Annotated in this window: 13 protein-coding genes and 2 pseudogenes; 7 read left to right on the top strand and 8 right to left on the bottom strand. The window is 53.4% G+C overall.

Translation table 11 applies throughout. The features are described 5' to 3' along the window. From ACXJJA_RS04635 to ACXJJA_RS04625, 3 genes and pseudogenes are all read right to left on the bottom strand, one after another. A pseudogene (locus ACXJJA_RS04635) lies at window positions 1-203 on the bottom strand (hypothetical protein); the annotation flags it as partial. Between the two features lie 24 nt (window positions 204-227). Next, on the bottom strand, window positions 228-1,001 hold the full coding sequence (gene mcrG, locus ACXJJA_RS04630) for a coenzyme-B sulfoethylthiotransferase subunit gamma (protein ID WP_456487055.1): 774 nt from the start codon (window positions 999-1,001) through the stop codon (window positions 228-230). Between the two features lie 9 nt (window positions 1,002-1,010). Then, window positions 1,011-2,369 carry a coenzyme-B sulfoethylthiotransferase subunit beta gene (locus tag ACXJJA_RS04625; protein WP_456487054.1) on the bottom strand — a complete coding sequence of 453 codons (1,359 nt, stop codon included), beginning with the start codon at window positions 2,367-2,369 and terminating at the stop codon, window positions 1,011-1,013. 147 nt (window positions 2,370-2,516) lie between these two features. Here ACXJJA_RS04625 and ACXJJA_RS04620 point away from each other — a divergent pair, with 147 nt between their 5' ends. Then, on the top strand, window positions 2,517-3,761 hold the full coding sequence (locus ACXJJA_RS04620; protein ID WP_456487053.1) for a methanogenesis marker 15 protein: 1,245 nt from the start codon (window positions 2,517-2,519) through the stop codon (window positions 3,759-3,761). 684 nt (window positions 3,762-4,445) lie between these two features. Here ACXJJA_RS04620 and ACXJJA_RS04615 read toward each other — a convergent pair. From ACXJJA_RS04615 to ACXJJA_RS04600, 4 genes and pseudogenes are all read right to left on the bottom strand, one after another. Further along, window positions 4,446-5,243, bottom strand: a complete 798-nt coding sequence (locus tag ACXJJA_RS04615; protein WP_456487052.1) for an enoyl-CoA hydratase-related protein — start codon at window positions 5,241-5,243, stop codon at window positions 4,446-4,448. Then, window positions 5,225-5,881 (bottom strand): NTP transferase domain-containing protein, encoded by a 657-nt coding sequence (locus tag ACXJJA_RS04610; RefSeq protein ID WP_456487051.1) that lies wholly within the window; start codon window positions 5,879-5,881, stop codon window positions 5,225-5,227. The genes ACXJJA_RS04615 and ACXJJA_RS04610 overlap by 19 nt, the downstream gene beginning before the upstream one ends. Window positions 5,882-5,899: 18 nt before the next feature. Further along, window positions 5,900-6,988 (bottom strand): radical SAM protein, encoded by a 1,089-nt coding sequence (locus ACXJJA_RS04605; protein WP_456487050.1) that lies wholly within the window; start codon window positions 6,986-6,988, stop codon window positions 5,900-5,902. Window positions 6,989-7,074: 86 nt separating this feature from the next. Continuing rightward, window positions 7,075-7,488: pseudogene (locus tag ACXJJA_RS04600) on the bottom strand (translation initiation factor IF-2 subunit beta); the annotation flags it as partial. 185 nt (window positions 7,489-7,673) lie between these two features. Here ACXJJA_RS04600 and ACXJJA_RS04595 point away from each other — a divergent pair. From ACXJJA_RS04595 to ACXJJA_RS04585, 3 genes are all read left to right on the top strand, one after another. Next, window positions 7,674-7,829 (top strand): FeoA family protein, encoded by a 156-nt coding sequence (locus tag ACXJJA_RS04595; protein ID WP_456487049.1) that lies wholly within the window; start codon window positions 7,674-7,676, stop codon window positions 7,827-7,829. Beyond that, window positions 7,826-9,844: a ferrous iron transport protein B gene (gene feoB / locus ACXJJA_RS04590; protein WP_456487048.1), complete on the top strand. Its 2,019-nt coding sequence runs from the start codon at window positions 7,826-7,828 to the stop codon at window positions 9,842-9,844. The genes ACXJJA_RS04595 and feoB overlap by 4 nt, the downstream gene beginning before the upstream one ends. A 97-nt stretch (window positions 9,845-9,941) precedes the next feature. Continuing rightward, window positions 9,942-10,544, top strand: coding sequence for a YqaA family protein (locus ACXJJA_RS04585; RefSeq protein ID WP_456487047.1), 603 nt, complete (start codon window positions 9,942-9,944; stop codon window positions 10,542-10,544). Window positions 10,545-10,809: 265 nt separating this feature from the next. Here the strand turns inward: ACXJJA_RS04585 and tpiA are convergent, their stop codons facing one another. Continuing rightward, window positions 10,810-11,496 carry a triose-phosphate isomerase gene (gene tpiA, locus ACXJJA_RS04580; RefSeq protein WP_456487046.1) on the bottom strand — a complete coding sequence of 229 codons (687 nt, stop codon included), beginning with the start codon at window positions 11,494-11,496 and terminating at the stop codon, window positions 10,810-10,812. Between the two features lie 49 nt (window positions 11,497-11,545). Here tpiA and ACXJJA_RS04575 point away from each other — a divergent pair, with 49 nt between their 5' ends. The 3 genes from ACXJJA_RS04575 to ACXJJA_RS04565 form a co-directional block, all read left to right on the top strand. After that, window positions 11,546-11,923 (top strand): ArsR/SmtB family transcription factor, encoded by a 378-nt coding sequence (locus tag ACXJJA_RS04575; protein ID WP_456487045.1) that lies wholly within the window; start codon window positions 11,546-11,548, stop codon window positions 11,921-11,923. Then, complete coding sequence (locus tag ACXJJA_RS04570; RefSeq protein WP_456487044.1) at window positions 11,910-13,658, top strand: phospholipase D-like domain-containing protein; 1,749 nt, start codon at window positions 11,910-11,912, stop codon at window positions 13,656-13,658. The genes ACXJJA_RS04575 and ACXJJA_RS04570 overlap by 14 nt, the downstream gene beginning before the upstream one ends. A gap of 89 nt (window positions 13,659-13,747) precedes the next feature. Further along, window positions 13,748-14,017 (top strand): helix-turn-helix domain-containing protein (locus ACXJJA_RS04565; protein WP_456487043.1); only part of this gene is annotated, 270 nt, incomplete at its 3' end.

The raw sequence follows: 14,017 nt of genomic DNA, 5'->3' as shown, positions 1-14,017 counted from the left end.
CCGAGCCCGAGCTCGTCGCAAATGCGGTCGGGATTGTATGACGGGATGCCGCGCTCCGCCGCAATACGCTGCGCCGCCTCGATGAACTCCGACTTCCTCTTCGACTGCCGCCTCCCCCCATACTTGTGGAAGCGTTCGTCCTTAAGCTCCGACGGCAGGACACCGTAGGTTTCCTTCAGTATCTTCAAAAATTTTTTCTCCATATCCCCACCACCTGTCTATGTGGCTCACTTCCCGTTCACCAAGTCAGGCCTGAGCCCACCGAGCACCCGCAGCTCTCCTATTCGCCTCACGACCCGCATAAGCTCCTCGGCAACGGTCGGCGATACGTGGTCAAAGCGGTAAAGGGTCGCCATCTTTTTAAGCTCCCCTTCTGGCAGCGGCGGTCCGACGGGAACCGGCTCCTCAAGCGGCACGGACTGCTGTGTCTTCACGTAAACGACCTCGCCACGCTCCTTATCGTAAACGTAGCGGCGTCGTGCATCAAACATCAACCCGTCTTCATCAAGGCGGAGCGAGAAGCCGTGCACCGTAATAGAACGCAGGGCGCAGCGTGCCGTATCGAACATTTCCGTCTCCAGCAGCATCTTTGCCACCCTATCGATGTCCCGCTCCCGCATCTCAAGAAGCGTTCGCCCTGAGTATGCAAGCGAATCGAAGCCCCGGAACTCCTTGTTCGTCGCATATATCCGGAAGCGCAACCACGGCGGCAGCGGTGCAAAGTGCTGAGAGTCCGTGAACTGGATATAGCGGATGCGGTCGCCGTGTCGAGCGCCGTCGGTCGGCTCCACAAGCTCTTTTATCGGGTCTGGTGGCTCTTTTATTTCGTCAAGCGGCGGATGCACGCTCGAATACGCCATTCCCGGCTTCCTGTGACCAAGAAGTTTCACAATGTCGTCATCCGGAATCTCACGCAGCTTCTTCGGCTTGAAATCTGGGTCAAGCCACTTACGACGCCGCTCCGCAATCTCATCAGTTCCCGGATACGGAATTCCCACCATCTTACCACCTCATAGCTTATCTTTAATCTCAGAGGCAGCTTCCGCCACGTATTTCATCGGCTGCCTCATCTCAGGCGGCAACACGTCTCTTATCTTCATGTAAACAGCGGACGTCAGCTCTGGCGCGAACGTCTGCGTCCCGGCGTCCATACACATCCCGGCGACGATGCACGGCGCTATGAAGCCTCGTGAGTGCCTGAGCAGCGGACCCGCCGGAGCATAAGCACCGGGACCGGCGCCGCCATAGATGTTATGTGTGTAAAAGGCGAAGCCTATCGAGGTGCCGAGCACACGCCCGAAATCAACGTCAGGAAGCCCCGTTGCCAACTTTATTATGTCATTAAAAGCGTTTATCGTCGCTGGGGCGCCCTGCACCGCCCGCATCGCCCCACAATTCACAATAACAGCGGCGAGCTGCCCTGCTGCCATGTAGGCATTCCACAAGCAAGCGTCGTCCGTCTTGTAAATCTTGAAGCCTGATGGAAATGTCTCTTTGACTTTAATAACGCCGTCCTCCTCAGCCCGTTTTATTAGGCTGAGAATCACAGTGCCTATCGTCCCGTCCTTTCCATTCTCCCTAACAAGGTCATAAACCAAGTTATTTGCATTGAGCCCCTGATACGCGAGACGCAGCAGATGGTAGCGCTCGTAAACCGGATGGATGGCGTCGCCGCTGTCGAACATCGCCAGCGTTTCGAGTATCGAAGAGAGCGCCACGCCGTTGAGTGTGTTCTTGTTTGTGATAGCCACGATGTCGTTCACCGCGTTTGTGCGAAATGCCAGCCCGACGCCGTCGAGCGCCGGCGGCCAGCCGCGCAGTAACCCCGTGACGGCGCCTCGCAGCGTTATTGATTGCGGATATCTACCGAAAATTGCCGATTTTATCACGTTAGAGCCGTTGAACGGCGTCACGCCGAAAAGCTCGATGATGGCGTGCGCCGTCGCTATCCCAACGTTCACGGTCGCAGATGCCCAATCGCTTGCCATGCTCACACGGACGGTCGGCACTTGCACGAGCATTATCTCGCCGCCGAGCACCTGCACGTTCGTGTCGTCGTCATCGCTCGCCCGCACGTATCTTTCAACAAGCTCCGCAAGCTTCTCGGCATTTTCCACGATGGGCAAGTCGAGTTCGATGCCCGGAATCTGACACTCCCCGCCCACGCCCATTTCGCTGCCCATGCGTCCAGAACGCAGCGAGTCTTCAATCCGCCTTAAATCTACAATCACCGAGCGCTTGAACGTCTCACAAATTTTCTTTATCGCAGGATTGTGCAGCGGGCTTATTGCGTCCAACGGGATGCTCTCCGCAATTCGCTCGCCACGCTCGTCGTATAGGTCAATTCGATCCGGATGCTTAACACCCATGATGCCACCCCTGTTCCTTTTAATCATTTTCCTTTATAATAATTATTTTAAGGAACAGATTGCTTCGGAGGCTATTTATGAGGTAAGGCTAAAGATGTTCCCCTGACGGCAACTCAAGACTCGTAAACGATAATTTCTAATAAAATTATGGAGGAACAAAAGAGGATGGCTGAGATAAAAATAGCACAAGTATCTTGCGGGACGGTTTACGGTAACGTGCAGCGTGAGATAGAGGCGGCGGCGAAAGCCGTCGGTGCCGAGATTTTCGTGCCTGAGATCTCCCTTGATTATGCTCGCGACAAGGAGAAGGAGTTTGGATTTGACGCGCGGAGTGAGGGGTTAAGAGTTGCTTTGGCGAGGGGATATGCCGTCGCTGAGAATCTTTGCGACGCCGACGCCGTGTTCATCGCAACGTGCCACAAATGCCCACGGGGCGCTGTCGTCAGAACTGAACTCAGGCGAGTAATACAGGAGAAAACAGGGCTGCCTGTCGTCATGTATCCCTTTACTGAGAGGACTCGAGCTGGCGAGCTTCTCACGAGAATGGAGGCGCTAGTCACGATAGTTACAAAGCGGCACATTCTGGAAAGGAATAAGCAGGAAGGACTTACCGCCGGCATAGATTCGGGCTCGACGACGACGAAAGCCGCAATCATGCAGGACGATGAGGTTCTTGGCGCCTTCTGGACGCACACCACCGACCCGGTGAAGACCGCTGAGAAGGTTTTTGCGGAGGCGTTAAAGCGGGCAGGCGTCCGCCGTGAGGAGATAGAGGCGTTGGGCACCACGGGCTACGGACGGCACATCGTCGGAAAGCACTTTAACGCCGACCTCATCCAAGAGGAGCTGACAGTGAATTCAAAGGCGGCGATGTATCTTGCCGGGCTCCTAAAAGGAGAGTGTATGGTCGTGGACATCGGCGGCATGGACAACAAGATAATAACGGCAAGGGACGGCATCCCTGACAACTTCACGATGGGCGGAATTTGCGCAGGCGCCTCCGGACGCTTCCTTGAGATGACCGCACGGAGGCTCGGCGTGGGCGTTGAAGAACTCGGAAAGCTCGCACTCGAAGGCGATCCCGAAAAAGTGAAAATGGACAGCTACTGCATCGTTTTCGGCATTCAGGATTTGGTATCGGCGCTCTCAAGAGGCGCGCGCAAGGAGGACGTCGCCGCCGCCGCTTGCTACTCCGTCGTCGAGCAGGTCAAGGAGCAGCTGCTGCAAGAAATTGACTTGAGACAACCCGCCATCGAAGTCGGCGGCACGTCGCTCGTCGCCGGCGTTCCGAAAGCAATGAGCGATGTCCTCGGCTTCGATGTCATCGTGCCAAAATACCCGCAGTTCATCGGCGCCATCGGTAGTGCGTTGCTTGCGTCGTCGTTTAGGTAGCTAAGCATTAAAGGGGCATGTATGATGGGAGGAAAGATGTTATTTTGGTTAATTTTAGCGGTATTTTATTTTGCTCTGTCTATTAGAAGTTGAAATGGTACAGAAAGGCGGGGGAAGTGTGGAGAAAAACTGAAAGCGGTCTCTATATGCAAGAAGGAGACAAGAGGATAAACGTAGTAAGTTTTTCAAGGAATCGTCAATAACAGAATGCTGTAGGATTTGCCCCCGCCTCTTTAGGAGCAATTTTATCATACTTCGTTAGAGTATGGTATAGTTACGTTAAATATAAGGCTTTTACGAGCTGCAACGTCCCGTAACTTTAATCTCTAAATCTCACTATTTCAACCCTTGTCTTTTCAAAATGCTCATAGCCGATAACGACTTTAGCGTTGACCGAGTTTGCGCTTGCGGCTATGAACGCGTCCGCAATTGGAATAGCTTTTGTCTTATACTCGCCGGCTTTTACTGCAATCTCCTCGTTTACCTCTATACTACCTTCAAGTCTGAGTGCGTAATTTGTTCAATCCGCTTCTTCGCCAGCTTATTAATCAGAAGCCTGCCCCTTTTGAGAGATCAAACTCTTTCCGTATCCAAGCCGGGATGACCACTTGCTCTTTCGCAGAAAGTTTTACTACATCCATTTCGTGCACTACTTCTGTATAAGTAGGAAAACAATTTAAGGTTTTACCTCTTATACGGTGCAGCCTTCACCCCTTTCTCTTTAATATTCGTCTGAAACGCCTTCGCTTCACGAGTTGCATGCGAAAGTATGTGCGTGTCGAAGTGTGCTTTGAGGGCGGCGGTGAAGCCCATGATGTCGAGCGTGCGGTTGATTGATGCCTTCACGAGCCTGATGGCAAACGGCGGCGCCTCTGCGATTTTCTTCGCAACTTCTTTCGCCTCTTCCAAGACGCGGTCGGGCGGCACGACCTTATTCACGAGCCCTATGCGTTCTGCCTCTTTCGCGTCGAACATCTCGCCGAGGAACAAAAGCTCCTTCGCCTTGCGAACGCCGACGAGCCACGGCAAAAAACTAACTTCGGCGTCCGCTGCCGCAACGAGTCTGACGACGGGCATGCCGAACTTCGCATTCTCCGCCGCAATGACAATATCGCACATGCTCGCCAGAATGAAGCCCGCCGCAATCGCATAGCCGTTCACCGCTGCCACCGTCGGCTTTTCGCAGTTCCAGACGTGGAGCATCCGCTCGAAGTCCTTTTTCCGCTCAAATTGCCATATCTCCTCCGGCATGTCAAAAGGATACGCTTTCATCTCCTCAAGATCGTAGCCTGAAGAGAACGCACGCCCTGCCCCCGTCAATACAACTGCTCGCACATCGGTATCCGTCTCGGCATGGCTGAGCGCATCGTCCAGTTCCTCAGTCATCTTTATGCTCAGGGCGTTCAGTTTCTCAGGGCGGTTCAGCGTGATTACGGCGATACCTTCTTCCTCTTTTTCGTAAGTTATCGCCTCATAGTCCATGTTTTAACGGAGGCTTGGACCTTATAATAGTCTAACTGTTTAGCAATATGCCTCGCCAGCTCAAGCTCCTGCGGTGTGTTCACGTTCACCGCAAGCAGCGGGTCGTCGAATATCAGGACTGATGAATTTTGAGTGTCCGTAACGACGTTCAGACCGCATGCTACGAGCTTGGCTGGCTGTTCAGGGATACTGTCCCCACTCTCAACCTGTAACTCAAACACGTGTGATGGTTCGAATCCCTTAGGCATGAGTTTTAAAGGCACCGCCACCGTTATGCTCTTGCCCTTATGTCCCCCTTCGCACGAAAACGCCCGGACAAGCTTGTTAACGTGCCACGCTTGGAGGAACGGCAAGTCGCAGGCGACGCTCACGAAACTTTGGAATTTTTTTAGAAGGGTTGAGAGGTCTTCATGGTAACCACGTCCCGCCGTATCGACAAAGTCGTAGCCACGACGTTTACAGTATTCCCACGTCTTCGGGGCGTTCCTCGAAACCGCTACGCAAAAGCCCTCAAGCTCCGAACGCTTTAGCACACTCGCCACGATATCTAGCATCCGCACGCCGCATATCTCCAAAAGTGGCTTTTCCACGCCACCCATCCTGCTGCTTCTGCCGCCTGCGAGGATTACACCCCACATTTTACTCAGCTTACATGCCTAAGGCGGCGCCCACGCTAGTAGGTGCTTGTTCCCAATGTTTACGTTGTTCAAATGCTTCTTTGCGGCTTTGTAGCAGCGCTCGACTTGCGAGCGTGGCGTTATCGGTAAGTCGCTCATGTGGAAGTCTGGGTGAAAAATGAGCAGCGAATACGGAATGTCCAGGTTCAAGCTTGCTATGAACTCCGCTATTTTCCCAACTTCCTTTTCATCGACGTAATACGGAACGAGAAGCGTCGTTGCTGTGAGCACCGGCGGCTTCGAGCCCTCGAAGAAGTCTTTGGCAATCATCTCAAAATTTTCGAAAGCTCTGCTGTTAGAAACGCCGCTCAACGCCAAGTTCAAATTCTCGTCGAAAGCTTTGAGGTCAAACTTCACGATGCCGCCACTTTCGAGAGAAAGCGATGCTGCCTTACGCACGAGCGAGTGGTTCCCGCAGCCGTTCCACTCCCAGCAGATTCTCAGTTTCCTTCCACTGCCGCCGTCCCTGACAAGCATTTCTGACGCCTTGACCGCAAACGGGAGCTGTGGCTCTGGGCTGCCGCCGAAATAGCAGACGCAGTATGCCCGCTCGTTGTTTTTGATGCTCGAAACAAAGTCCTCAAGCTTTACGAGTGGCGCCCGCCAAAATTCTTTATGCGACTCGTTCTGACAGAAAAGGCAGTCAAAATTACAGCCGTAAAAGAAGACCGCAATGTTGACAAGCCGCTTTTTCGCAGCCGTAGCATGCGAGCCAGGGCAGAACCACGCCGCACAGCAATTCGTTGGCAGCGGGTCTTCGTAGGCGTGGAGCATGGCATAGCCTCTGGGAAAGATGGTTCGAAGCTTCCCGTCGGCGTTCTCTCGCACGCCGCAGAAGCCACGCTCGCCTGGTGCTATAACGCACTCGTTAGCGCAGAGCTTGCAGCGTCTCGAATTAGCAACGGCGCTCCTCGGCGGCTCCGCCGGCAGCGCATATGCTGCTCTCGCACGCTCGTGTCCTCGCCTCGCATGCTCTAAGGCTTCTTCGGGGCGTTCTCGCACGCAGGAAGCGCAGACGCCCAAAATCCTTGCAGCCTCACCCCGTCCACAAATAAGACACTTCATCATTCATTTTACGTCGTCATTTCTCTTGGGTTTGTTGTGCTGTTGAGACACAGGGGCTTAACTTCCGCCTCAAGGAGCTACCGCCGTAGCCTTTTCCCGACGGGTCTGAAGGCGCCGCACGCCTCGCACTTCAGCATTAAGACTCGCTCCTTCGTGCGCACGAGTTGCGTGTCCGGCTTCCCGCACTCTGAACACATCACGTAATCCTCAACATACCTTCGTATCTGTTTTGCCACGTCCTCCTTCGAAAAGCGTCCTTGAAAAATCGCTCTGTCGCCGTCTATTTTCCCAGCGGTGCCAAGCTCCCGCAGCAGGAACTTCATGACGTGCTCTTGCTCTCTATTTATGTAATCACAGACGCTCGCAAAATTGTCGAAGACCGTGGTCTTACCCTCGATGAAGACACGCACTTCTGGAATACTGAACCTAGTGTCTTCAACCTTTATTTCAGGCATCCTCGTCAACGCCCTATCGAGCATTTCCTCGTATTCCGTCCGCCTCACCCCCACAGTTATTTTTGCAGTCTAGCTTAAAACAAGCAAGGGTGCTCCCGAATAATTTAGGGACACCTATTTAAATACAGCCGTCCTAAACTTAATGAGCGGTGATGACGCAGGTAATTCCGCTCAGCATGCTGGCGGAAAACGAGGAGGGGCGGGTCGTCTAGGTTAGGGGCGGCTATGGCTTCGTGCGCCGCCTTGCGGAGCTCGGATTGAATCCGGGCGTTAGAGTTAAAATGCTAAGGGCGACGAACGGCGGGCCGCTCCTTATTTACGTTCGAGGTTCAAGAATCGCACTCGGGCGTGGCGTCGCCATGCACGTCCTCGTCGAGGTGGAAAGTTGAATGAGATTTTAGTAGCGCTGGCGGGCAACCCTAACGTTGGGAAGAGCACGCTTTTTAACTTCCTCACCGGTCTGCGGCAGCACGTCGGAAACTGGCCCGGGAAGACCGTCGAGCGGCGGGAGGGCATCTGTAAGCATGAGAGGCGAACGCTTAAAATCATAGACTTGCCGGGCACTTATAGCCTGACGGCATACTCTGAGGAGGAGCTTATTGCGAGGGATTTCATCGTCAAAGAGCGCCCCGATGTTGTTATTGATGTCATTGACGCCTCGAATCTTGAGAGGAATTTATATTTGACGCTTCAGCTCCTTGAGCTTACCGACCGGGTAGTCGTTGCGTTAAACATGATGGACGTCGCCGAAGCCGAAGGCGTCGAGATCGACGTGCAGCGGCTTTCCGAGATTCTCGGCGTGCCTGTTGTTCCGATAGTTGCGGACGAGGGCGATGGCGTGGACGAGCTTTTGCAGGCGGCGGTGGCGGTTGCGGAGGGTAAGCTGAGAGCTCAGCCTTACAGGACGGACTTCGGGACTCATATTGAGCGTCAGATACGCGAACTGGAGGCATTACTTGCGGGCGAGGGCGAGATAGGGTATCCGAGGCGGTGGTTTGCGGTCAAGCTTTTAGAGAACGACCCTGTGGTGGTGGAGGCGGCGAAGCGGCTGGCCGTCGGCACCGAGCTTCTGCGGCAGCTCGACGAGTTGCGAGCTACGGAGATTCACCACAATTTCGAGATCGAGCTCGTGGACAAGCGTTACGAGCAGATAAGTCGCATCGTGAAAGAAGCGCTCAGGCGGCGGGAGGGGCCTCTTCGGCAAGAACTCACGGACAAAATCGACAAAATCGTGACGCACAGAATCTTGGGGTTGCCCATCCTTTTGGCGATTTATGGCTTCGTCTTTTGGGCGACGTTCTTCCTGAGCCGTCCTTTGGTGAACGCTCTTGAGGCTGCCTTCTCGCGGCTCGGCACGCTTCTCGCAGCCAAGGCCGCGGACGCCCCAGCATGGCTCGTCGGCGTGCTCGTCGATGGAATAATCGGGGGCGTTGGCACCGTCCTCACTTTTCTGCCGGTGATTGCGATTTTCTTCCTGCTGTATGCCGTTCTTGAGGACTGGGGCTACATGGCAAGAGCCGCTTTCGTCATGGACAAGTTCATGCACGTCGTCGGCTTGCACGGTAGAGCGTTTCTTTGCCTGCTCTGTGGCTTCGGCTGCAACGTCCCCGCAATCATGGCGACGAGGACGCTCGCCGACAGCCGTGAAAAGCTGATAACAGTGCTGATAAACCCATTAGTGCCGTGCAGCGTGCGACTTGGCGTCCTTGCATTTGTGACGGCGGTGTTTTTTAGCGGCATCGTCGCCACAGCGGTCATGCTCTCGCTCGTGGCGCTCAGTTTATTCTTAGTTGCGATTTCTGCCCTGCTCTTCCGCCGTCTCCTGCTGCGAGGCGAACACCCACCGTTCATTATGGAGATGCCACCGTATCGAATGCCGACAGCAAGGAACGTGCTGCTGTATGCGTGGGAACGTATCAAGGCGTTCGTCGTGCGAGCGGGCACGCTTATCGTCGCTGTTTCCGTCGTGATGTGGTGGCTCATGTCCGCAGGTCCCAGCGGCGGCTTTTTCAGCGTCAGCGGCGTGCCGCCCGAGGCGTCGTATGCAGCGATGCTCGGTAAGCTCCTTGAGCCCATAGGCGAGCTTTGCGGCTTCAATTGGCGGGTCATCGTCGCTTTGATGTTCGGTTTCCTTGCGAAGGAGCTGAGCGTGGCGACGCTCGGCGTTCTCTACGGCGGCGGTGAAGAAGCTTTAAGGGCAGTACTGCCGGCGGCATGGTCGCCGCTCCTCGCCTACACGTTTCTGGCGGTGCACATGATATATGTGCCGTGTGTCGCTACCGTCGCTACGATGCGGAAGGAGACGAACAGTTGGCGCTGGACGCTTTTTGGTGTTGCATACTCGCTTGTGTTAGCATTCCTCGCCGGCGTGCTCATATACAATGGCGGGCGACTGCTTTTATGATGTGGACCGGTAGCCCGCGAGGCTGAAGCGACGGAGGTAGATGATATTTTATTAATGAGGGAAAAGGCATGAAGCAGGAAGGACGTGGAGGAGTGAGATGGGCGTCGTCGAGGGCGCGATTGCGTGGTCGAGCAAATATTTGTTGCCATACGGGACGTGGGGGCTTTTTGCGGTGGCGTTTGCGGAGGCGAGCTTCTTCGTGGCGCCGCCTGATGTCTTGCTCATCCCGATAGCGCTCGCAGCGCCCGAGCGTGCTTTGTTTTACGCACTCGTCACGACGCTGGGCTCGACGCTTGGCGGTATTTTCGGCTACTTCATCGGACTTAAAGGCGGACGCCCGCTCCTCTTGAAATTCGCCTCTGAGGGCAAAGTGCAGCGTGTTGATGAATATTTCGGACGCTACGGAGCGCTGGCGGTCGGCATTGCCGGCTTCACGCCAATCCCTTACAAAATATTCACAATCTCCGCAGGCGTTTTCAGAATGAGCCTCACAAGCATGGTCGTCGCTTCGTTGCTCTCAAGAGGCGCCCGTTTCTTCCTTGAAGCCACGCTCCTCATGCTTTACGGCGATGAGATCATAGTGCTCGTCGAAGGCTATTTCGAAGTTCTGACACTCCTTGCCGCCGCCGTCTTCCTCGCAGCATATTTCCTTTACATCAAATCGAGAAGGCGAATGAGTATGGCTAAGCGGCGGCTGTGATATTAAGGCGTTAATACTCCCGCCTCTTTCTTTTTTACAGAATGTCGCTAAGAAAGCTCTTGCCCTTTAGGGTTGAGATAGAGGAGGCGGGAGGGAGAGGTTTGAGAGTTTTTTATACTCTGAAGTCAACGAATAAGTGACGAGCCCATGCCTATAGTGGGCAGGGGCAGCGTGCTCAGCCCGATGAGGAGCGCAGGTTCGTCCTGCACACTCCCCCACCTCCCAAGCTTCCGGTGGAAGCCCCGACTTGGGGCGGGGGAGGAGGTCACAACCCTGATATCAAATCCAACATCTTCGCCCGCACGTCTTTTGCCTTGACGACGCCGGAGGCGAGCAAGACACCATCAGCGCCGAGCTCTATGGCTGCCCGCACGTCATCACCGTCCGTTATTCCGGCGCCGCATAAGACGATACAGTCATCGTAAATTTTCTTGACCGCTTTCACGGAGTTCTCAACGACAGCAGGGTCGACTTTCGAGACGGAGCGTCCAGTCCCTATAAGTTCAGGTGGTTCCACAGCCACTGCATAGGGTTCGAGCGCCGCAACTGCCCGGCTCACCGCCACATTGTTCGTGCAGACTACTGTAAGGAGTTGTAATTTTTTCGCTTTCTGCACGATGAAGTCGATGTCAGCGATTTTCAGCCGCCGCTCGGAATGGTTCACGAGCGTCCCCGCGGCACCTGTCGCCTTTACGGACTCGAGAGTCACGGCGCCCGTATGACTGCCCGGCTCCACGGCGTCCACATGCTGGGCAAAGCATGGAATTTCGACCTGAGTCGCTATCCATGCCAGAGAGGCTTGCGGCGGGCACACTATTATGCTTAGCTCTTTCTTCTCCGCCAGCTCTTTAGCGACTTCCTCGCAAACCTTTGCTATTTTTAAGCCGCCCTCGCCGTTTACTTCTGCGTAAGCCTTCATATTCACAACTATCATCGGCGTCCGCACTTCCATGCAATAATCTAAAGCCTCGGATATATAAGTAGGGAGTGAGGACATACGCATGATGAGCCAAAGCATAAGGAGCGACGTCTACGAAATACCAGAGGAAACTTTAGCTAAGGTAAGGGAACTGATGAGCATGGATTTTTCTAAGGTAATATCCATTTTGAAAGCAGTTTCCGACTCCACACGGCTTCGCATACTTAAGTCTCTCCTTTTGGAGGAGTTGTGTGTTTGCGTGTTCGTGGAAACCATAAAATGTAAGTATCCTGCTCTCTCTTACCATTTAAAGACGCTGAAGGACGCTGGCTTAGTAACCTCGGAAAGGCGAGGTAGCTTTTTAATATATAGACTGACCACTCTCGGGAAATACGTTTTAAAGCTCATATCAATGCTGGAGGACAATTTAGGAAAGCCCAAGTCCGATGATGAGGGTTAAGATCATTCTCACCACGCTTTTTGCGCTTCTGATTTGCGTGCACGTTTGCATGGCGCTGCATGTCCTTATCACCGAAATTTGTCCAAATCCCTACGGCAGTGACGAATGCGAATACGTTGCGCTCACGAATCCTCTTTCTTACGCCGTGCAGCTCGAAGGCTGGCAGCTGGGCGACCGACACTCCACCATCACGCTACCAGAAATCACGCTTCAGCCGTCACAAGCTGTTTACCTTGTGAAAAACGTTTACGCCCTGGACGTAACGGCATTAAAAACATCTTTGGGCGTCGTCACACTCAACAATAATGGCGACATAATTTCCCTACTTGACGAGAAAGGGCGGCTGATGGACGCCGTCGTATATGGTAACGTTCCGAGTGATATTTACGGCTGGAGCGGAAGGTCGCTGAAAAATCCCAGCGAGGGTGTTGTTCTACGTCGTAAGTCTGGAAGCAAAGGTTGGGTGGATTCTGATTCTTGGAGGGATTGGTTCCCCGTAGCCTTCGAGCATCGCAACAAAACAATTTTCAGCGTAAAGATATTCTCCTTCTTCGGCTGCGTAACGGCGTTCGTCTCACCAGATTGCAGCTTCGAAGCGGTATCGAACGAAATAAAGAACTGCTCAGACGTAGTATTTCTTAATGTATACGAGTTTGAGAGTTTTCCGCTGGCAGAGCTTTTAGCGGAGGCGGCGAGGAGGGATGTTGCTGTTAAAGTCCTTTTGGAAGGCTCTCCCGTTGGGGGACTGAGCGACGACGCGCTGGCAATTGCGGAGGTTATCGAGAGGAGTGGCGGCGAGGTGCGGCTTGCAAAGAGCTGCCCTAAGATGTTTAACCATGCCAAATATGCAATTTTTGATAACAGCGTGCTCGTGCTTTCTGAGAACTGGAAAGACGTCAGTATTCCCGTAAAAACAACTTCTGGTTGTAATAGGGGCTGGGGCGTCATTATTCGTAACGAAAACGTATCTTCTTATTTTAAAGAGCGTTTCCTTGAGGATTTTAGGTTTGGCGAGCCTTTTAGCGGAGAGAAAGCCGCCGTAAAGGTTAGAGTGAAAGGAAGTGTGGAAAAAGACGTAGAGCGAAAAGAGATGTTTGAAGCACGCACCATATTCGGAAATTTTGAAGTGAAGACGTTTATGGCGCCTGAAAACCTCCTGTGCGAAGACGACCCTATTTTGGGGATGATAAACTCAGCAGAACATAGGGTTTATGTTGAAGTATTTTCCGTGCAAAGTGAATTTTATGGCGAGCTGAACCCTTACGTTGCGGCTTTGATGTCTGCAGCACGCAGGGGCTGTGAGGTGAAAGTGCTTTTAGACTCCCGTGAATATAATTTGGAAGACAGCGACGACAACGACGATGTCGCCACTTTCCTGAACGAGGCAGCAGCTGCGGAGGGTTTGAATTTGGAGGCGAGGCTCGCAAACCTTGAAGCTATGGACTTCAGCAAAATCCATAATAAGGGCGTCGTCGCCGACAGCAGCGTCCTAATCTCCTCGCTTAACTGGAACGAAGGCGCCCTCGACAACAGGGAGGTGGGCGTCGTCGTCACGAACGCCGAGCTCGCAGACTACTTCGCAGAGGTTTTTCTCCACGACTGGAATGTCAGTGGGGAGAGCGCCGAAAACGTCAGCAGCGAGAACAAAACAAAAACCGCCGTCGGCGTAGTTGCCGCCTTAGCCTCCGCTTACGTCATCTTTCTCGTAGTCAGACACCTCAGGTATGGATGGTGACATTTATTGAAGGCAATGCACTTGCGGCAATATATCACGTCCAGTTTCGACCAATAGTCATACATATGCTCAAATAATATCATCAAAGTATGAAGGCGGGAGAGGTAATGAAAGTGTTGAGAATATCCCGAAGCACGCTGCACAGACATGCGAGGGAGGGCTTGATAAGGAGAAGAAAGGTTGGGAAGCGTTACGATTATCTTGATGAGGATGTCTATAGGCTTTTGAATCGTGGACTTCCTCACAAGATTTACATCTATGCGAGGGCTTCCACGCCGAAGCAGAAGAAGGCTCTTGAAAATCAAATTTTCACGCTTCTTGACGAGGTTATGGATTACAAGGTGGACAAGGTAATAATT

It is taken from the genome of Candidatus Alkanophaga liquidiphilum (genome assembly GCF_053996935.1).
Note: the sequence above shows the minus strand (reverse complement) of the source record. Positions and strands in the feature narration are given on the sequence as shown.